Here is a 15,917-nt window from a genome sequence, read left to right on the forward strand (position 1 = left end):
AGGACAGGACAATGGCACTTAAAAAATTCAACCCGATAACGCCGAGCACCCGTCAGCTGGTCATCGTCGACCGCTCGGGCCTCTACAAGGGCAAGCCCGTCAAGGGTCTGACCGAGGGCCTGACCAAGTCGGGCGGCCGTAACAATTACGGCCGCATCACTGCACGCTTCATCGGCGGCGGTCACAAGCGTTCGTACCGCATCATCGATTTCAAGCGCCGCAAGTTCGACGTCGTCGGCACGGTCGAGCGCATTGAATACGATCCGAACCGCACCGCCTTCATCGCGCTGATCAAGTATGACGATGGCGAGCTGTCCTACATCATCGCTCCGCAGCGCCTTGCCGCAGGCGACAAGATCGTGGCTGGCGAAGCGGTCGACGTGAAGCCGGGCAATGCGATGCCGCTGGCCTCGATGCCGGTCGGCACGATCGTCCACAACATCGAGCTGAAGCCGGGCAAGGGCGCCCAGGTCGCCCGTTCGGCTGGCGGTTACGCCCAGCTCGTCGGCCGCGACCAGGGCATGGCGATCCTGCGCCTCAACTCGGGCGAGCAGCGTGTCGTTCACGGCTCCTGCATGGCTACCGTCGGTGCCGTGTCCAACCCGGACCACGGCAACATCAACGACGGCAAGGCCGGCCGCACGGTTTGGCGTGGCAAGCGCCCGCACAATCGCGGCGTGACCATGAACCCGGTCGACCACCCGCATGGCGGTGGTGAAGGCCGCACCTCCGGTGGCCGCCATCCGGTCTCGCCGTGGGGCAAGCCGACCAAGGGCAAGAAGACGCGGTCCAACAAGGCGACCGACAAGTTCATCCTGCGCTCGCGCCATCAGCGCAAGAGCTAAGAAGAGGTAACGCCAAGTGACTCGTTCTATTTGGAAAGGCCCCTTCATCGACGGCTACCTTCTCAAGAAGGTGGACAAGGTTCGTGAAGGTGGTCGCAATGAGGTGATCAAGATGTGGAGCCGTCGCTCCACCATCCTGCCGCAGTTCGTCGGCTTCACCTTCGGTGTCTACAACGGCCAGAAGCATGTTCCCGTCTCGGTGAACGAGGACATGGTCGGTCACAAGTTCGGTGAATTCGCTCCGACGCGGACCTATTACGGTCACGGCGCGGATAAGAAGGCGAAGAGGAAATAATCATGGGCAAGGCCAAAGCTCCGCGCAGGCTTGCTGACAACGAAGCGCGCGCCGTACTGCGCACGATCCGTATCAGCCCGCAGAAGCTGAACCTGGTTGCCGCGCTGATCCGCGGCAAGAAGGTCGCGACAGCGCTTTCCGACCTGGAATTCTCGGCCAAGCGGATTTCCGGCACGGTCAAGAAGACGCTGGAATCGGCAATCGCCAACGCGGAAAACAACCACGACCTCGACGTCGATGCGCTGATCGTGGCGGAAGCCTATGTCGGCAAGTCGATCGTCATGAAGCGGTTTCATGCCCGGGGCCGTGGTCGCGCCAGCCGTATCGAGAAGCCGTTCTCGCACCTCACGATCGTCGTTCGTGAAGTCGAAGAAAAAGGGGAGGCCGCATAATGGGCCAGAAAGTCAATCCGATCGGTCTTCGCCTCGGCATCAACCGCACCTGGGATTCGCGCTGGTTCGCGAACACCGGCGAGTACGGCAAGCTGCTGCATGAGGACATCAAGATCCGCAAGTACCTCGAGAAGGAGCTCAAGCAGGCTGCCATTTCGAAGGTTGTGATCGAGCGTCCGCACAAGAAGTGCCGCGTCACCATCCATGCCGCGCGCCCGGGTCTGATCATCGGCAAGAAGGGCGCCGACATCGAGAAGCTTCGCAAGAAGCTGATGGAGATGACCAAGTCCGAGACGCACCTCAACATCGTCGAAGTGCGCAAGCCGGAGATCGACGCGACCCTGGTCGCGCAGTCGATCGCCCAGCAGCTCGAGCGCCGCATCGCGTTCCGCCGCGCCATGAAGCGTGCCGTGCAGTCGGCGATGCGCCTCGGTGCCGAAGGCATCCGCATCAACTGCTCGGGCCGTCTCGGCGGCGCCGAAATCGCGCGCATGGAATGGTACCGCGAAGGCCGCGTGCCGCTGCACACGCTGCGCGCCGATGTCGACTACGGCACGGCCGAGGCGAATACGGCGTACGGCATCTGCGGCGTCAAGGTGTGGGTGTTCAAGGGCGAGATCCTCGAGCACGACCCGATGGCTTCGGAGCGCCGCGCGACCGAGGGCGATCATGCGCATGGCGGTGGTGGTGGTGATCGCGAACGCGGTCGTCGTCGCGAAAACGCCTGAGACATTTAGGAATTTGGAGTTAGAACGATGCTGCAGCCAAAGCGCACAAAGTTCCGCAAGCAGTTCAAGGGCCGCATCCACGGTACCGCCAAGGGCGGCACCAACCTGGATTTCGGTGGTTTCGGGCTGAAGGCGCTTGAGCCGAACCGCGTCACCGCGCGCGAGATCGAAGCGGCCCGCCGCGCGATCACCCGCGAGATGAAGCGCGCCGGCCGTGTCTGGATCCGTATTTTCCCGGATCTGCCGGTCACCTCGAAGCCGACCGAAGTCCGCATGGGCAAGGGCAAGGGCGCGGTCGACTACTGGGCGGCGCGCGTCAAGCCGGGCCGGATCATGTTCGAGATCGACGGCGTCAATGAAGAAACCGCCCGTGAGGCACTGCGTCTCGGCGCGGCCAAGCTCTCGGTCAGGACGCGCTTCGTACAGCGCATCGCAGAATAAGGACGGGCTGATCATGAAAGCCGAAGACATCCGGACCAAGACCCAGGACCAGCTGACCGACGACCTGGCCAGCCTGAAGAAGGAGCAGTTCAACCTGCGCTTCCAGAAGGCGACCGGCCAGCTCGAAAAGACCGCGCGCGTGAGGCAGGTCCGCAAGGACATTGCGCGTATCAAGACCATCGCTGCGGAAAAGTCCGCGGCTAAGAAGGCTTAAGGACGAAAACCATGCCAAAGCGCATTCTGCAGGGCACCGTCGTCAGCGACAAGAACGAGAAGACGGTTGTCGTCAAGGTCGAACGGCGCTTCACGCATCCCGTGATGAAGAAGACCGTGCGCATGACCAAGAAGTACAAGGCGCACGACGAGAACAACGCCCACAAGGTTGGCGATCAGGTGTTCATCCAGGAATCGAAGCCGATTTCCAAGGACAAGCGCTGGATCGTCGTGTCTTCGGACCAAGCCTGATCTCTGGGCGTAAACAAACGAATTTTGGACAGACCGGGGAGGGGTGAAGAACCCGTCCCGTTAGAAAAGAAGAAGGCGGCCAGTCATGATTCAGATGCAAACAAACCTCGACGTCGCGGATAATTCCGGCGCCCGTCGTGTCATGTGCATCAAGGTGCTGGGCGGCTCGAAGCGGAAATACGCTTCCGTAGGCGACATCATCGTGGTGTCGATCAAGGAAGCCATCCCGCGCGGCCGCGTGAAGAAGGGCGATGTGATGAAGGCGGTCGTGGTTCGCACGGCCAAGGACATCCGCCGCCCGGACGGCAGCGTGATCCGTTTCGACAAGAACGCGGCCGTTCTCGTCGACAACAAGAAAGAGCCGATCGGCACGCGTATCTTCGGACCGGTTCCGCGCGAACTCCGCGCCAAGAACCACATGAAGATCATCTCGCTCGCGCCTGAAGTGCTGTAAGGAGCCGGACCAATGCAGAAGATTAGAAAAGGCGACAAGGTCGTCGTGCTGGCTGGCAAGGACAAGGGCCGTTCGGGCGAAGTCCTGTCGGTTCAGCCGAAGGACGACACCGCGCTGGTGCGCGGCGTCAACATGATCCGTCGTCACCAGAAGCAGTCCCAGTCCCAAGAGGGCGGGATCATCACCAAGGAAGCGCCGATCCAGCTGTCGAACATCGCGCTGGCCGACCCCAAGGATGGCAAGCCGACCCGCGTCGGCTTCATCTTCCAGAAGGACGGCAAGAAGGTGCGCGTCGCCAAGCGCTCGGGAGAAGTCATCAATGGCTAAGGCTCAAACCAAGCAGGCGACTGCCCAGAACACGCCGCGCCTCAAGCAGGTCTACAACGAGACCATCCGCAAGGCCTTGCAGGAGCAGTTCGGCTACGACAACGAGATGCAGGTTCCGCGCATCGACAAGATCGTGCTGAACATGGGCGTTGGCGAAGCGACCGGCGATTCGAAGAAGCCTTCGATCGCGGCCGAGGATCTGGCGATGATCGCCGGCCAGAAGGCCGTCGTCACCCGCGCCCGCAATTCGATCGCAGGCTTCAAAGTCCGCGAGAAGATGCCGATCGGCGCCAAGGTCACGCTGCGCAAGGAACGCATGTACGAGTTCCTCGACCGCCTCGTGAACATCGCGCTGCCGCGCGTCCGCGACTTCCGCGGACTGAATCCGAAGAGCTTCGATGGCCGTGGCAACTACGCCATGGGCATCAAGGAACACATCGTGTTCCCGGAGATCAACTACGACAAGGTTGATCAGATCTGGGGCATGGACGTCATCGTTTGTACGACTGCGAAGACGGACGACGAAGCCAGGGCACTGCTCAAGGCCTTCAACTTCCCCTTCCGCCAGTAACGGCAGCGAGAAAAGGAAAAATCTGAAATGGCAAAGACCAGCTCAGTCGAGAAGAACAACAGGCGCCGCAAGCTTGCCGACCAGTACGGTCCCAAGCGCGCTGCCCTGAAGGCGATCATCATGGACCAGTCCAAGCCGATGGAGGAGCGCTTCCGCGCTCAGCTCAAGCTTGCCGCCATGCCGCGCAACTCGGCCAAGATCCGCATCCGCAACCGCTGCGAAGTCACCGGCCGTCCGCGTGCCTACTATCGCAAGCTCAAAGTATCGCGCATCGCGCTTCGTGATCTCGGCAATAACGGCCAGATCCCGGGCCTGGTCAAGTCGAGCTGGTAAGGAGGACATAACATGTCATTGAGCGATCCTCTCGGCGATATGCTGACCCGCATCCGCAACGCCTATGGCCGCAAGAAGTCGAGCGTGTCGACGCCGGCCTCGCGTCTGCGCACCCGCGTCCTCGACGTGCTGAAGGCTGAAGGCTATATCCGCGACTACAGCCAGACCGATTTCGACAACGGCAAGTCCGAAATCGAGATTGAGCTGAAGTATTTCGACGGAGCGCCGGTGGTGCGCGAAATCGCCCGCGTCTCGAAGCCGGGCCGCCGCGTTTACGTTTCGGCCAAGTCGATCCCGCATGTCGCCAACGGCCTCGGTATCGCCATCCTTTCGACGCCGAAGGGCGTGATGGCCGACCACGAAGCGCGCGAACAGAATGTCGGTGGCGAGATCCTCTGCCAGATCTTCTGATCCGGCAGCGTGATCCCGAAAAAATGGAATCCGGTCTTCGGATCGTTCCGAAGACAGAGACCTGAAACAAGAGAAGTGACGAGGACAACAAAATGTCTCGTATTGGAAAGAAACCCGTTTCGCTGCCGCAGGGCGTGACCGCGACCGTCAACGGCCAGACCGTGACGGCGAAGGGCCCCAAGGGCGAGCTGAAGTTCGTGGTCAACGACGAAGTGCTGGTCAAGATGGAAGGCAGCGAGATCGCTGTCGAGCCGCGCGACCAGTCCAAGACTGCCCGCTCCAAGTGGGGCATGTCGCGCACGCAGATCGTCAACATCCTGCAGGGCGTCAAGGACGGCTTCGAAAAGAAGCTCGAGATCACCGGCGTCGGCTATCGCGCCGCCTTGCAGGGCAAGAACCTGCAGCTGGCGCTCGGCTTCAGCCACGACGTCGTCTACGAGACGCCGCAAGGCATCACCATCACCGTGCCGAAGCCGACCGAAATCACCGTTGCCGGTATCGACAAGCAGCAGGTCGGCCAGGTGGCCGCGGAAATCCGCGAATACCGTGGTCCCGAGCCCTACAAGGGCAAGGGCGTCCGCTATGCAGGCGAGAAGATCGTCCGCAAGGAAGGCAAGAAGAAGTAGTGGGTTTGGCCCCGGGAAGGTGCAGACTTTTCGGAAGGGGCCAAGCCAGGAAGTGTAACGCCGCGGGGAGCGGTCGCGGGAGGCGCTTTCGCCTACCGCACAGGGCGGCCCCCGTTTTCTGAAGGCAAGGAAGACCATCATGGGTACCAAGGAAGCCACTCAGCGCCGCGCGCAGCGCGTCCGCCGCCAGATCAAGAAGGTCGCCGGCGAGCGTCCGCGCCTGTCGGTTCACCGCACGTCGAAGAACATCTACGTCCAGGTCATCGACGACGCCAAGGGCCACACCATCGCTGCCGCCTCGACCCTCGAGAAGGACCTCAAGGGTTCGCTCAAGACCGGTGCAGATACCGCTGCCGCTGCCGCGATTGGCAAGCTGATCGCCGAGCGTGCCGCCAAGGCGGGAGTCAAGGAAGTCGTCTTCGACCGCGGCCCGTACATCTATCACGGCCGCGTCAAGGCGCTGGCCGAGGCGGCTCGTGAAGGCGGCTTGAGCTTCTAAGCCTGATCCGGACCGAAAGTCGGCAGAAAGTTGCAGACTTTTCGAAACGGATCATGCAAGGGAGTGATGATTTTCACCGTCGGCGACCCGCAATGAGGCGTCGGCATTCAGCAACCCGTGCTTCCGGAAAAGAACAAGGAACAGGATATGGCACAGGAACGTAGGGATGGCGGCCGCGGCCGCGATCGTGAAGAACGCGATGACGGCATGGTCGACAAGCTCGTCCACATCAACCGTGTCGCCAAGGTCGTCAAGGGCGGCCGCCGCTTCGGTTTTGCAGCACTCGTCGTCGTCGGCGACCAGAAGGGCCGCGTCGGCTTCGGTCACGGCAAGGCGCGCGAAGTGCCGGAAGCCATCCGCAAGGCAACCGAATCGGCCAAGCGCGACATGATCTTCGTGCCGCTGCGCTCGGGCCGCACGCTGCACCACGATGTCGAGGGACGCTGGGGCGCCGGCCGTGTTCTCCTGCGCGCCGCCAAGCAAGGTACCGGCATCATCGCCGGCGGCCCGATGCGTGCCGTCTTCGAGACGCTCGGCATGCATGACGTGGTCGCCAAGTCGATGGGTTCGTCGAACCCTTACAACATGGTTCGCGCCACTTTCGACGCGCTGAAGAGCCAGATGCATCCCAAGGATGTGGCTGCCGCGCGCGGCATCAAGTATTCGACCCTTCAGGCCCGCCGCGGCACCGCCGTCGCGGCTGAAGAATAGTCGATCTGACCAGGGATTTTGACCATGGCCAAGAAAGCAACCAAGACCATCACCGTTGAGCAGATCGGCTCGCCGATCCGTCGCCCGAAGGAACAGCGCGCGACGCTGGTCGGCCTCGGCCTCAACAAGATGCACAAGCAGCGCACGCTGGAAGATACGCCTTCCGTGCGCGGCATGATCGCTGCCGTCCAGCATCTCGTCCGCGTCGTGGACGAGGGCTGAGCACAGGCGCAGGAGAAGCAAGATGAAACTCAACGATCTGCGTGACAAGGACGGCGCGACGCATTCGAAGAAGCGTCTCGGCCGCGGCATCGGCTCCGGTTCCGGCAAGACTGCCGGTCGCGGCGTCAAGGGCCAGAAGGCGCGCTCCGGCGTCGCCGTCAACGGCTTCGAGGGTGGCCAGATGCCGCTCTATCGGCGCCTGCCGAAGCGTGGCTTCAACAACATCTTCGCCAAGAGCTTCACCGTCGTCTCGCTGGCCCGTATCCAGGCCGCTGTAGACGCCAAGAAGCTCGATGCGAAGGCGACCGTGACGGCCGAGGCGCTGGTAGCCGCCGGCGTCATCCGTCGCGTGAAGGACGGCGTGCGCGTGCTGTCGGACGGCGATCTCAAGGCGAAGCTCGCCTTTGACGTCGCCGGGGCCTCCAAGGCCGCGATCGAGAAGATCGAAAAGGCCGGCGGTTCGGTCAAGCTGCCGCAAGAGGCGGCCGCCGAGTAACAGCAATTTGAAGCGCGCTCGGCAAGGCCGGATCCGGTTTTGCTTTCGATCGCGCTTCGACCTGTTCAATATGGCGGCCGCGTCAACGCGGCCGCTTGCATGTTTACAGTCCGGAGCTTATCTCGTGAGCTTCGGTGACACGCGCCGCCTGACCTTAGGGCCATCAAGCGTGACCAAGCGGAGAATCGGGCATGGCTTCGGCTGCTGAACAACTAGCCTCGAATCTGAATTTCTCAGCCTTCGCCAAAGCGGAGGACCTGAAGAAACGAATCTGGTTCACCGTCGGCGCGCTGCTCGTCTACCGCCTCGGCACCTACATCCCGCTTCCCGGCATCAATCCCGATGCCTTCGCGCAGGCCTTCTCTTCGCAGAGCAAGGGCGTGCTGGGCATGTTCAACATGTTCGCCGGCGGCGCCGTGCAACGCATGGCGATCTTCGCGCTCGGCATCATGCCTTACATTTCCGCTTCCATCATCATGCAGCTGATGACCTCGGTCATCCCGTCGCTGGAAGCGCTGAAGAAGGAAGGCGAGCAGGGCCGCAAGGTCATCAACCAGTACACGCGCTACGGCACGGTGCTCCTGGCGCTGGTGCAGGCCTATGGTATTTCGGTCGGGCTTGAAGGCGGCAACGGCATCGTCAGCGATCCCGGCATGTTCTTCCGCATCTCGACCGTCGTCACGCTGGTCGGCGGCACCATGTTCCTGATGTGGCTCGGCGAGCAGATCACCGCGCGCGGCATCGGCAACGGCATTTCGCTGATCATCTTCTCCGGCATCGTCGCCGGCCTGCCGCATGCCATTTCCGGCACGCTGGAACTCGGCCGCACCGGAGCGCTGTCGACCGGCCTGATCCTGGCGATCATCGTGCTGGCCATCGTCGTCATCGCGCTCATCGTCTTCTTCGAGCGCGCCCAGCGGCGTCTGCTGATCCAGTATCCGAAGCGTCAGGTCGGCAATCGCATGTTCCAGGGCGACACTTCCCACCTGCCGCTCAAGCTCAACACGTCGGGCGTCATCCCGCCGATCTTCGCCTCGTCGCTGCTGTTGCTGCCGGCCACCGTCGCCGGCTTCTCGCAGACGACGAACATGCCGGCCTGGGCCAGCACCATCCTGGCCTCGCTCGGCCATGGCCAGCCGCTCTATATGTTATTCTACGCGGCGATGATCGTGTTCTTCGCCTTCTTCTACACCGCGATCGTCTTTAACCCGAAGGACACCGCCGACCAGCTCAAGAAGCACTCCGGCTTCATCCCCGGCTACCGTCCGGGCGAGCGCACCGCCGACTATATCGACTACGTTCTTACCCGCATCACTGTCGTCGGTGCCATCTATCTGGTGCTGGTCTGTCTGCTGCCGGAGTTCCTGATCTCGGCGACTGGCGTACCATTCTACCTTGGTGGCACATCGCTTCTGATCGTGGTCAGTGTCACGCTCGACACGGTTGCGCAGATTCAGGGCCACCTGATCGCGCACCAATATGAAGGCCTGATCAAGAAGTCGAAGCTGCGCGGGGGGAAGAAAGCCAGATGAGGTTGATTTTGCTTGGGCCGCCAGGAGCGGGCAAGGGGACACAAGCACAAAGACTGGTAGAGAGACACGGCATCCCCCAGCTTTCCACGGGCGACATGCTGCGCGCCGCGGTCCAGGCCGGTACCGAAGTCGGCAAGCGCGCCAAGGCGGTCATGGATGCCGGCGAGTTGGTCTCGGATGCCATCGTCAACGCCATCGTGGCCGAGCGCATTGACCAGCCCGATTGCGCCAATGGTTTCATCCTCGACGGCTACCCGCGTACGCTGGTGCAGGCTGATGCGGTTGAATCGATGCTTGACGAACGTGGCATCGCGCTCGACACCGTCATCGAGCTTGTCGTCGATGACAAGGCGCTGGTCGGCCGCATCGTCAAGCGCGCCGATGAGGCCAAGGCAGCCGGTCAGCCGGTGCGCAAGGACGACAATCCGGCGGTGTTCGAGGAGCGCCTGCGGGAATATTACAAGAAGACCGCTCCGCTGATCGGCTATTATTATGCCAAGCGCCGGCTGAAGAGCGTGGACGGCATGGCTGGTATCGATGCCGTGACGTCGGAGATCGAAGCCGTGCTCGCGGCGACGGTGAAAGAGGCCGCCTCGGCCAAATAGCGATTGTGCTTGACTGAAGCGGTCCGCTGGGGTATGGCGGCCCGTCTTCCTGTCAGGCATGGAGTTTGCTTGCCCGCAAGGGCGGGGCAGCCGTTTTTGACCAGGAAACTCCCGCAAGGGCCGGCCTCCACCGGACGCGGGGCAACGCAGACAGCGCCGGCTCGTCCGGCCCATATGGAGATGAGAAGAACATGGCTCGTATAGCCGGCGTCAACATTCCGACCAACAAGCGCGTTGTCATCGCGCTTCAGTACATTCACGGCATCGGCAAGAAGTTCGCCCAGGAAATCGTCGACAAGGTCGGCATCCCGGCCGAGCGCCGCGTCAACCAGCTGACCGACGCGGAAGTGCTGCAGATCCGCGAGACGATCGACCGCGACTATCAGGTCGAGGGCGACCTGCGCCGCGAAGTGTCGATGAACATCAAGCGGCTCATGGACCTCGGCTGCTACCGCGGCCTGCGTCACCGTCGCTCGCTGCCGGTTCGCGGCCAGCGGACGCACACCAATGCACGCACCCGCAAGGGCCCGGCCAAGTCGATCGCCGGCAAGAAGAAGTAATTTAGGGCAGTAAGGGAGTAGGGGAGTAAGGCAGTAGGGAATGCCCGGCAATCGGGTCGCACTTTCCCTACTCCCTTACTGCCCTATTCCCCACTCCCTTACCAAGGTGGAGCCGCTGGCATTACGGCGGTGTAGAGATCAACTGAAAGGAATACCATGGCCAAGGAAGCCGCTCGTGTTCGCCGTCGCGAACGCAAGAACATCTCGTCGGGCGTTGCCCACGTCAATTCGACCTTCAACAACACCATGATCACCATCACTGACGCACAGGGCAATTCGATCGCCTGGTCGTCGGCCGGCGCCCAGGGCTTCAAGGGTTCGCGCAAGTCGACCCCCTTCGCCGCCCAGATGGCTGCCGAGGATGTTGCCAAGAAGGCCCAGGAACACGGCATGCGCATGCTCGAGGTCGAGGTCTGCGGACCCGGCTCCGGCCGTGAATCGGCGCTGCGCGCCCTGCAGGCGGCTGGCTTCACCATCACCTCGATCCGTGATGTGACCCCGATCCCGCACAATGGCTGCCGTCCGCGCAAGAAGCGTCGCGTTTAAGGAATTACCGAACGCCGCGTGAACGCCAGAAGCGTTCCTCCGCGGTTTTCCAGGTCGCCCGCCACGATTGGATGGTGGCGGGTCAACGGAAGGAAAGCATCATGATCCAGAAAAATTGGCAGGAACTGATCAAGCCGAACAAGATCGAGTTCTCGTCGAAGAAGAAGACGCTGACCACGCTGGTGGCCGAGCCGCTCGAACGCGGCTTCGGCCTCACGCTCGGCAACGCGTTGCGTCGCGTGCTTCTGTCCTCGCTGCGCGGCGCGGCAGTCACCGCCGTACAGATCGACGGCGTCCTGCATGAATTCTCGTCCATCGCCGGCGTGCGCGAGGACGTGACCGACATCGTCCTCAACATCAAGGAAATCGCCATCCGCATGGAAGGCGACGGCCCCAAGCGCATGGTTGTGCGCAAGCAGGGCCCGGGTGCGGTTCTCGCCGGCGACATCCAGACGGTGGGCGACGTCGAGATCCTCAATCCGGATCACGTCATCTGCACGCTGGACGAGGGCGCTGAAATCCGTATGGAATTCACTGTCGATACCGGCAAGGGTTACGTGCCGGCCGACCGCAACCGCGCCGAGGATGCGCCGATCGGCCTGATCCCGGTCGACAGCCTCTATTCGCCGGTCAAGAAGGTCTCCTACAAGGTCGAGAACACCCGTGAGGGCCAGGTCCTCGACTACGACAAGCTGACCATGACCATTGAGACCGACGGTTCGATCTCGGGCGAGGACGCGGTGGCTTTCGCCGCCCGTATCCTGCAGGACCAGCTTGGCCTGTTCGTCAATTTCGACGAGCCGCAGAAGGAAGTCGCCACCGAAGCCGTCACCGAGCTCGCCTTCAACCCGGCGCTGCTCAAGAAGGTCGACGAACTTGAGCTTTCGGTGCGTTCGGCCAACTGCCTTAAGAACGACAACATCGTCTACATCGGCGATCTCATCCAGAAGACCGAAGCCGAGATGCTGCGTACCCCGAACTTCGGCCGCAAGTCGCTGAACGAGATCAAGGAAGTCCTCGCGGCGATGGGCCTGCACCTCGGTATGGAAGTGCCGGACTGGCCGCCGGAAAACATCGAAGACCTCGCCAAGCGTTACGAAGATCAATATTGAGGCTCCGAGGAGCTTCTCGAACCCGGAATGAAGGAGAAGAGCCATGCGCCATGGATTTAAAGGCCGCCGGTTCGCCCGCAGCATAAGCCATCGCAAGTCGATGTTTGCCAACCTTGCCGTGTCGCTGCTCGAACACGAGCAGATCGTCACCACCTTGCCCAAGGCGAAGGACCTGCGTCCGATCGTCGAGAAGCTGGTGACGCTCGGCAAGCGCGGCGACCTGCACGCCCGCCGCCAGGTGATCGCGCAGATCGGCAATGAAGGCGTCGTCAAGCGCCTGTTCGACACCATCGCGCCGCGCTACGCCACCCGCAACGGCGGCTATCTGCGCATCATGAAGGCGGGCTTCCGCCACGGTGACAATGCCGCGATGGCGGTCATCGAATTCGTAGACCGCGACACGGAGGCCAAGGGCGCCGGCGACCGCGCCCGCCTCGAAGCCGAAGGCACCGATGCGGAAGCCGCAGCCGCTTAAGGCTTCGCTTTTCAAATGATTTAAAGGGGCCTGCGGGCCCTTTTTCATATTCTGGCCGCCTCGGCTGCTCCTGCGTCAAAATAATTCGATTTAATCGCCTTAGCCTTTCATTTTGCACATTCGTCGGGACAATGCGCCCCAACTCGCACGGAGGATTCGCAATGCGCGCTAAAAGACTGTCCCTGGTTCTGCTCTGCGCCTTTATGGCGTTCGCAACCACGCCGACAGTCCGGCAGGCATTGGCCGAGGATGCCCCCAAAGCCGATCCGGGCCTCTCCGACGTGCTCACCGACCTGCTGCACGGCGTCGAGGGCGAAAACGCCACCTCGGGCCCCGACAAGCGCGTGCCGTTCGGCCGTGAGGAGGTGCAGTTGTCGTTCGCGCCATTGGTCAAGCAGACGGCGCCAGCCGTGGTCAATGTCTATGCCTCGCAAACGGCCAAGGTCGTTTCGCCCTTCGAAGGCGATCCGTTCTTCGAAGAATTCTTCGGTCGCGCGCAGCCGCGCGCGCAGTCCTCGCTGGGCTCGGGCGTGCTTGTCGATCCGAGTGGCGTCATCGTCACCAATTTCCACGTCATCAAGAATGCCGACGAGGTGAAGGTCGCGACCGCCGACGGGCGCGAATTCACCAGCAAGGTGATGCTCAAGGACGAGACGCTCGATCTTGCCGTGCTCAAGATCGAATCGGACAAGCCATTCCCGGTCATCGCCATAGGCGATTCCGATGCGCTCGAAGTCGGTGACCTGGTGCTGGCCATCGGCAATCCTTTCGGTGTCGGGCAGACCACCACGAGCGGCATCGTTTCCGCACTTGCCCGCAGCCATATAGGCGTTTCGGATTCGGGTTATTTCATCCAGACGGACGCTGCCATCAATCCCGGCAATTCCGGCGGCGCGCTGATCAACATGGGCGGCCAGTTGGTCGGCATCAACACCGCCATCTTCAGCCGCAGCGGCGGCTCGATCGGCATCGGCTTTGCCATTCCTGCCAATATGGTGCGCGCTTTCGCCGATGCCGCCAAGGCCGGTCTCGATTTCTTCGAGCGGCCTTACATCGGGGCCGAGTTCGAAGCGGTGACGCCGCAGATCGCTGAATCGCTCGGCATGGAAAAGCCTGCCGGCGCGCTGGTCTCGTCCGTTGACGCGTCCGGACCGGCCGGCAAGGCCGGATTGAAGCCTGGCGATGTCGTCCTGCAGATCAACGGCAAGCCGGTCGAGAGCATCGAGGCACTGGACTATCGCATGGCGACGCTGTCGATCGGTACAAAGGCCAATTTCGCGGTGCTGACCAAAGGCCAGCAGGCGGCGATGGACATCGCGCTGGAACGCGCGCCCGAGGGTGCAAAACCCTCGGAGGTGACGCTGCATGGCCGCAGCCCCTTCTCGGGCGCCAAGGTTGCGGAATTATCGCCGCGGCTGGCTCAGAAGCTCGGCCTGCGCACCGACATCAAGGGCGTCACCGTGGTCGACATCAATCGCGATTCGCCGGCCGCCGATTTCGGCTTCCAGCCGGGCGACATCGTGCGCGAGGTCAACGGCACGACAATCGATACGGCGGCGACGCTGGCGCAGGCTTCCCAGCAGGATACGCGCTGGTGGCGCTTTACCGTCGAGCGCGGCGGGCAGATACTGCGCCAGGTGTTGCGTTACTGAGCTCGATCGCTGAAGAGATCGCGCTCCAAACCCAAAAAGAAGTGCATGGCCGATCTGTTCAGTGTCGATGAACCGGAAAAGGCGCCGCCAGGCCGGCCGCTGGCAGACAGGCTGCGCCCGAAAAACCTTGGCGAGGTCGTCGGCCAGGAGCATCTGACCGGCCCCGATGGTGCGCTGACCCGGCTGATTAATTCCGGTTCGCTCGGCTCCATGATTTTCTGGGGGCCGCCCGGCACCGGCAAGACCACGGTGGCGCGCCTGCTTGCCGGTGAAACCAGCCTTGCCTTCGAGCAGATTTCGGCGGTTTTCTCCGGCGTAGCCGACCTGAAGAAAGTGTTCGAGGCGGCCAAGCTGCGCCGCGCCAATGGCCGCCAGACCCTGCTGTTCGTCGACGAGATCCACCGCTTCAACCGCGCCCAGCAGGACGGCTTCCTTCCAGTCATGGAAGACGGCACCGTCGTGCTCGTCGGCGCTACCACCGAAAATCCGTCCTTCGAGCTCAATGCAGCTCTGCTGTCGCGTGCGCGCGTGCTGGTTTTCCATTCGCTTGGCGAGGAAAGCATCGCAAAGCTTCTGGCCAGGGCCGAAGAGACGGAGGGCAGGGCGCTGCCGCTCGATGATGAGGCGCGAGCGATGCTCATCCGCATGAGCGACGGCGATGGCCGGGCCTCGCTGACGCTGGCGGAAGAAGTTTGGCGCGCCGCCAAACCAGGCGAAGTGTTCGGTCCCGAAGGCTTGCAGCGCATCATCCAGCGTCGGGCGCCGATCTACGACAAGGGCCAGGACGGTCATTACAATTTGATCTCGGCGCTGCACAAATCCGTGCGCGGCTCCGATCCCGATGCCGCGCTCTACTACCTCGCGCGCATGTTCGACGCCGGCGAGGATCCGCTCTATCTCGGCCGCCGGCTGGTGCGCATGGCGATGGAGGACATCGGGCTGGCCGATCCGCAGGCATTGGTCATCGCCAACGCGGCCAAGGACGCCTACGATTATCTGGGTTCGCCCGAAGGCGAACTCGCCTTCGCCGAGGCCACCGTCTATCTCGCCACGGCGCCCAAATCCAACGCGGTCTACACCGCATTCAAAGCCGCCACGCGCGCCGCCAAGGAGCACGGTTCGCTGCTGCCGCCCAAGCACATCCTCAACGCGCCGACAAAGTTGATGAAAGACGAAGATTACGGGGCCGGCTATCGCTACGATCATGACGAACCGGACGCGTTTTCCGGCCAGGACTATTTTCCGGAAAAGATGGGCCGCCAGACCTTCTACGACCCACCCGAACGCGGTTTCGAGCGCGATATCAGGAAACGGCTCGACTACTGGGCGAAGCTGCGCAAAGAGCGGGAATAGCAGGCTTGCGGCGGCCGGTGGCGGTTGCGGTCCGAAACGAGGCTTCGCCTTGGGGTATTTCCACGTCGGTTCTTCTGCACGCGCTGCTCGCGGCCACGATTATATCGATGCCAATGCCGCAGCTTCCGAGCCGGCCGGAGGAAGAACGGGTTTCGGTCGATATCCTGACCCCGCGACAGTTCGAGGTCTCGGCAAGGCAGTCAGCCGGCGACGATGCCGTGGCCGTTGTGCGGCAACCCAAAAGACCTTATCAAGGCGCACGGCCG

The 15,917-nt window shown here is 62.4% G+C and carries 25 protein-coding genes; all 25 read left to right on the forward strand.

All coding sequences use genetic code 11. The annotated features are described in order from the left end of the window. The first annotated feature begins 11 nt into the window (after positions 1–11). The 25 genes from rplB to FJ428_RS25540 all read left to right on the forward strand — a co-directional run bounded on the left by rplB (position 12) and on the right by FJ428_RS25540 (position 15,651). Positions 12–845, forward strand: a complete 834-nt coding sequence (gene rplB / locus FJ428_RS25420; protein WP_140501261.1) for a 50S ribosomal protein L2 — start codon at positions 12–14, stop codon at positions 843–845. A 16-nt stretch (positions 846–861) separates the two neighbouring features. Further along, positions 862–1,140, forward strand: a complete 279-nt coding sequence (rpsS, locus tag FJ428_RS25425) for a 30S ribosomal protein S19 (RefSeq protein WP_006205463.1) — start codon at positions 862–864, stop codon at positions 1,138–1,140. A 2-nt stretch (positions 1,141–1,142) separates the two neighbouring features. After that, on the forward strand, positions 1,143–1,532 hold the full coding sequence (gene rplV, locus FJ428_RS25430) for a 50S ribosomal protein L22 (RefSeq protein ID WP_006205462.1): 390 nt from the start codon (positions 1,143–1,145) through the stop codon (positions 1,530–1,532). Continuing rightward, positions 1,532–2,260, forward strand: a complete 729-nt coding sequence (rpsC, locus tag FJ428_RS25435) for a 30S ribosomal protein S3 (RefSeq protein WP_140501263.1) — start codon at positions 1,532–1,534, stop codon at positions 2,258–2,260. Before rplV ends, rpsC begins: the two co-directional genes overlap by 1 nt. Before the next feature lie 27 nt (positions 2,261–2,287). Continuing rightward, entirely contained in the window at positions 2,288–2,701 is a 414-nt protein-coding gene (gene rplP / locus FJ428_RS25440; protein ID WP_027026963.1) for a 50S ribosomal protein L16, read from the forward strand. A gap of 13 nt (positions 2,702–2,714) precedes the next feature. Next, complete coding sequence (rpmC, locus tag FJ428_RS25445) at positions 2,715–2,915, forward strand: 50S ribosomal protein L29 (RefSeq protein ID WP_006205459.1); 201 nt, start codon at positions 2,715–2,717, stop codon at positions 2,913–2,915. 11 nt (positions 2,916–2,926) lie between these two features. Then, positions 2,927–3,166 carry a 30S ribosomal protein S17 gene (rpsQ, locus tag FJ428_RS25450; RefSeq protein WP_010909280.1) on the forward strand — a complete coding sequence of 80 codons (240 nt, stop codon included), beginning with the start codon at positions 2,927–2,929 and terminating at the stop codon, positions 3,164–3,166. Between the two features lie 85 nt (positions 3,167–3,251). Then, positions 3,252–3,620 carry a 50S ribosomal protein L14 gene (rplN, locus tag FJ428_RS25455; protein WP_006205457.1) on the forward strand — a complete coding sequence of 123 codons (369 nt, stop codon included), beginning with the start codon at positions 3,252–3,254 and terminating at the stop codon, positions 3,618–3,620. A gap of 12 nt (positions 3,621–3,632) precedes the next feature. Then, positions 3,633–3,947: a 50S ribosomal protein L24 gene (gene rplX, locus FJ428_RS25460; protein WP_006205456.1), complete on the forward strand. Its 315-nt coding sequence runs from the start codon at positions 3,633–3,635 to the stop codon at positions 3,945–3,947. Next, entirely contained in the window at positions 3,940–4,518 is a 579-nt protein-coding gene (gene rplE / locus FJ428_RS25465) for a 50S ribosomal protein L5 (protein WP_023717521.1), read from the forward strand. The genes rplX and rplE overlap by 8 nt, the downstream gene beginning before the upstream one ends. Before the next feature lie 27 nt (positions 4,519–4,545). Further along, a complete protein-coding gene (gene rpsN / locus FJ428_RS25470) occupies positions 4,546–4,851 on the forward strand; it encodes a 30S ribosomal protein S14 (RefSeq protein WP_013895695.1) in 306 nt (101 codons plus the stop codon). Between the two features lie 12 nt (positions 4,852–4,863). Continuing rightward, the gene (rpsH, locus tag FJ428_RS25475) at positions 4,864–5,262 is read left to right on the forward strand and encodes a 30S ribosomal protein S8 (protein ID WP_006205453.1); all 399 of its coding nucleotides are present in this window, start codon (positions 4,864–4,866) and stop codon (positions 5,260–5,262) included. A gap of 92 nt (positions 5,263–5,354) precedes the next feature. After that, the gene (gene rplF / locus FJ428_RS25480; protein WP_140501269.1) at positions 5,355–5,888 is read left to right on the forward strand and encodes a 50S ribosomal protein L6; all 534 of its coding nucleotides are present in this window, start codon (positions 5,355–5,357) and stop codon (positions 5,886–5,888) included. 139 nt (positions 5,889–6,027) lie between these two features. Continuing rightward, positions 6,028–6,387, forward strand: coding sequence for a 50S ribosomal protein L18 (rplR, locus tag FJ428_RS25485; protein WP_140501271.1), 360 nt, complete (start codon positions 6,028–6,030; stop codon positions 6,385–6,387). A gap of 147 nt (positions 6,388–6,534) precedes the next feature. After that, positions 6,535–7,098 (forward strand): 30S ribosomal protein S5, encoded by a 564-nt coding sequence (rpsE, locus tag FJ428_RS25490; RefSeq protein WP_006333394.1) that lies wholly within the window; start codon positions 6,535–6,537, stop codon positions 7,096–7,098. 24 nt (positions 7,099–7,122) lie between these two features. Continuing rightward, positions 7,123–7,320, forward strand: a complete 198-nt coding sequence (rpmD, locus tag FJ428_RS25495; protein ID WP_006205449.1) for a 50S ribosomal protein L30 — start codon at positions 7,123–7,125, stop codon at positions 7,318–7,320. Positions 7,321–7,342: 22 nt separating this feature from the next. After that, a complete protein-coding gene (gene rplO / locus FJ428_RS25500) occupies positions 7,343–7,816 on the forward strand; it encodes a 50S ribosomal protein L15 (RefSeq protein WP_140501273.1) in 474 nt (157 codons plus the stop codon). Positions 7,817–8,007: 191 nt separating this feature from the next. Beyond that, positions 8,008–9,348 carry a preprotein translocase subunit SecY gene (gene secY, locus FJ428_RS25505; protein WP_140501275.1) on the forward strand — a complete coding sequence of 447 codons (1,341 nt, stop codon included), beginning with the start codon at positions 8,008–8,010 and terminating at the stop codon, positions 9,346–9,348. Beyond that, positions 9,345–9,953, forward strand: a complete 609-nt coding sequence (locus tag FJ428_RS25510; protein ID WP_140501277.1) for an adenylate kinase — start codon at positions 9,345–9,347, stop codon at positions 9,951–9,953. Before secY ends, FJ428_RS25510 begins: the two co-directional genes overlap by 4 nt. Positions 9,954–10,144: 191 nt before the next feature. Next, positions 10,145–10,513, forward strand: coding sequence for a 30S ribosomal protein S13 (gene rpsM / locus FJ428_RS25515; RefSeq protein ID WP_006205445.1), 369 nt, complete (start codon positions 10,145–10,147; stop codon positions 10,511–10,513). 156 nt (positions 10,514–10,669) lie between these two features. Beyond that, positions 10,670–11,059 (forward strand): 30S ribosomal protein S11, encoded by a 390-nt coding sequence (gene rpsK, locus FJ428_RS25520; RefSeq protein WP_006205444.1) that lies wholly within the window; start codon positions 10,670–10,672, stop codon positions 11,057–11,059. A 101-nt stretch (positions 11,060–11,160) separates the two neighbouring features. After that, a complete protein-coding gene (locus tag FJ428_RS25525; RefSeq protein ID WP_023682599.1) occupies positions 11,161–12,171 on the forward strand; it encodes a DNA-directed RNA polymerase subunit alpha in 1,011 nt (336 codons plus the stop codon). 43 nt (positions 12,172–12,214) lie between these two features. Further along, on the forward strand, positions 12,215–12,646 hold the full coding sequence (gene rplQ, locus FJ428_RS25530; RefSeq protein WP_140501279.1) for a 50S ribosomal protein L17: 432 nt from the start codon (positions 12,215–12,217) through the stop codon (positions 12,644–12,646). Positions 12,647–12,807: 161 nt separating this feature from the next. Beyond that, positions 12,808–14,298 carry a DegQ family serine endoprotease gene (locus FJ428_RS25535; protein ID WP_140525519.1) on the forward strand — a complete coding sequence of 497 codons (1,491 nt, stop codon included), beginning with the start codon at positions 12,808–12,810 and terminating at the stop codon, positions 14,296–14,298. 45 nt (positions 14,299–14,343) lie between these two features. Then, positions 14,344–15,651: a replication-associated recombination protein A gene (locus FJ428_RS25540; RefSeq protein WP_140632698.1), complete on the forward strand. Its 1,308-nt coding sequence runs from the start codon at positions 14,344–14,346 to the stop codon at positions 15,649–15,651. The last annotated feature ends 266 nt before the right edge of the window (positions 15,652–15,917 follow it).

The organism is Mesorhizobium sp. B2-8-1 (genome assembly GCF_006440955.1).
In the GTDB taxonomy this organism is placed as follows: domain Bacteria; phylum Pseudomonadota; class Alphaproteobacteria; order Rhizobiales; family Rhizobiaceae; genus Mesorhizobium.

What these genes read in the sequence shown, in the direction of transcription:
- rplB (WP_140501261.1), top strand. Translation starts at nt 12, where the DNA reads ATGGCACTTAAAAAATTCAACCCGATAACGCCGAGCACCCGTCAGCTG.
- rplV (WP_006205462.1), top strand. Translation starts at nt 1,143, where the DNA reads ATGGGCAAGGCCAAAGCTCCGCGCAGGCTTGCTGACAACGAAGCGCGC.
- rpsC (WP_140501263.1), top strand. Translation starts at nt 1,532, where the DNA reads ATGGGCCAGAAAGTCAATCCGATCGGTCTTCGCCTCGGCATCAACCGC.
- rplP (WP_027026963.1), top strand. Translation starts at nt 2,288, where the DNA reads ATGCTGCAGCCAAAGCGCACAAAGTTCCGCAAGCAGTTCAAGGGCCGC.
- rpmC (WP_006205459.1), top strand. Translation starts at nt 2,715, where the DNA reads ATGAAAGCCGAAGACATCCGGACCAAGACCCAGGACCAGCTGACCGAC.
- rpsQ (WP_010909280.1), top strand. Translation starts at nt 2,927, where the DNA reads ATGCCAAAGCGCATTCTGCAGGGCACCGTCGTCAGCGACAAGAACGAG.
- rplN (WP_006205457.1), top strand. Translation starts at nt 3,252, where the DNA reads ATGATTCAGATGCAAACAAACCTCGACGTCGCGGATAATTCCGGCGCC.
- rplX (WP_006205456.1), top strand. Translation starts at nt 3,633, where the DNA reads ATGCAGAAGATTAGAAAAGGCGACAAGGTCGTCGTGCTGGCTGGCAAG.
- rplE (WP_023717521.1), top strand. Translation starts at nt 3,940, where the DNA reads ATGGCTAAGGCTCAAACCAAGCAGGCGACTGCCCAGAACACGCCGCGC.
- rpsN (WP_013895695.1), top strand. Translation starts at nt 4,546, where the DNA reads ATGGCAAAGACCAGCTCAGTCGAGAAGAACAACAGGCGCCGCAAGCTT.
- rpsH (WP_006205453.1), top strand. Translation starts at nt 4,864, where the DNA reads ATGTCATTGAGCGATCCTCTCGGCGATATGCTGACCCGCATCCGCAAC.
- rplF (WP_140501269.1), top strand. Translation starts at nt 5,355, where the DNA reads ATGTCTCGTATTGGAAAGAAACCCGTTTCGCTGCCGCAGGGCGTGACC.
- rplR (WP_140501271.1), top strand. Translation starts at nt 6,028, where the DNA reads ATGGGTACCAAGGAAGCCACTCAGCGCCGCGCGCAGCGCGTCCGCCGC.
- rpsE (WP_006333394.1), top strand. Translation starts at nt 6,535, where the DNA reads ATGGCACAGGAACGTAGGGATGGCGGCCGCGGCCGCGATCGTGAAGAA.
- rpmD (WP_006205449.1), top strand. Translation starts at nt 7,123, where the DNA reads ATGGCCAAGAAAGCAACCAAGACCATCACCGTTGAGCAGATCGGCTCG.
- rplO (WP_140501273.1), top strand. Translation starts at nt 7,343, where the DNA reads ATGAAACTCAACGATCTGCGTGACAAGGACGGCGCGACGCATTCGAAG.
- secY (WP_140501275.1), top strand. Translation starts at nt 8,008, where the DNA reads ATGGCTTCGGCTGCTGAACAACTAGCCTCGAATCTGAATTTCTCAGCC.
- FJ428_RS25510 (WP_140501277.1), top strand. Translation starts at nt 9,345, where the DNA reads ATGAGGTTGATTTTGCTTGGGCCGCCAGGAGCGGGCAAGGGGACACAA.
- rpsM (WP_006205445.1), top strand. Translation starts at nt 10,145, where the DNA reads ATGGCTCGTATAGCCGGCGTCAACATTCCGACCAACAAGCGCGTTGTC.
- rpsK (WP_006205444.1), top strand. Translation starts at nt 10,670, where the DNA reads ATGGCCAAGGAAGCCGCTCGTGTTCGCCGTCGCGAACGCAAGAACATC.
- FJ428_RS25525 (WP_023682599.1), top strand. Translation starts at nt 11,161, where the DNA reads ATGATCCAGAAAAATTGGCAGGAACTGATCAAGCCGAACAAGATCGAG.
- rplQ (WP_140501279.1), top strand. Translation starts at nt 12,215, where the DNA reads ATGCGCCATGGATTTAAAGGCCGCCGGTTCGCCCGCAGCATAAGCCAT.
- FJ428_RS25535 (WP_140525519.1), top strand. Translation starts at nt 12,808, where the DNA reads ATGCGCGCTAAAAGACTGTCCCTGGTTCTGCTCTGCGCCTTTATGGCG.
- FJ428_RS25540 (WP_140632698.1), top strand. Translation starts at nt 14,344, where the DNA reads ATGGCCGATCTGTTCAGTGTCGATGAACCGGAAAAGGCGCCGCCAGGC.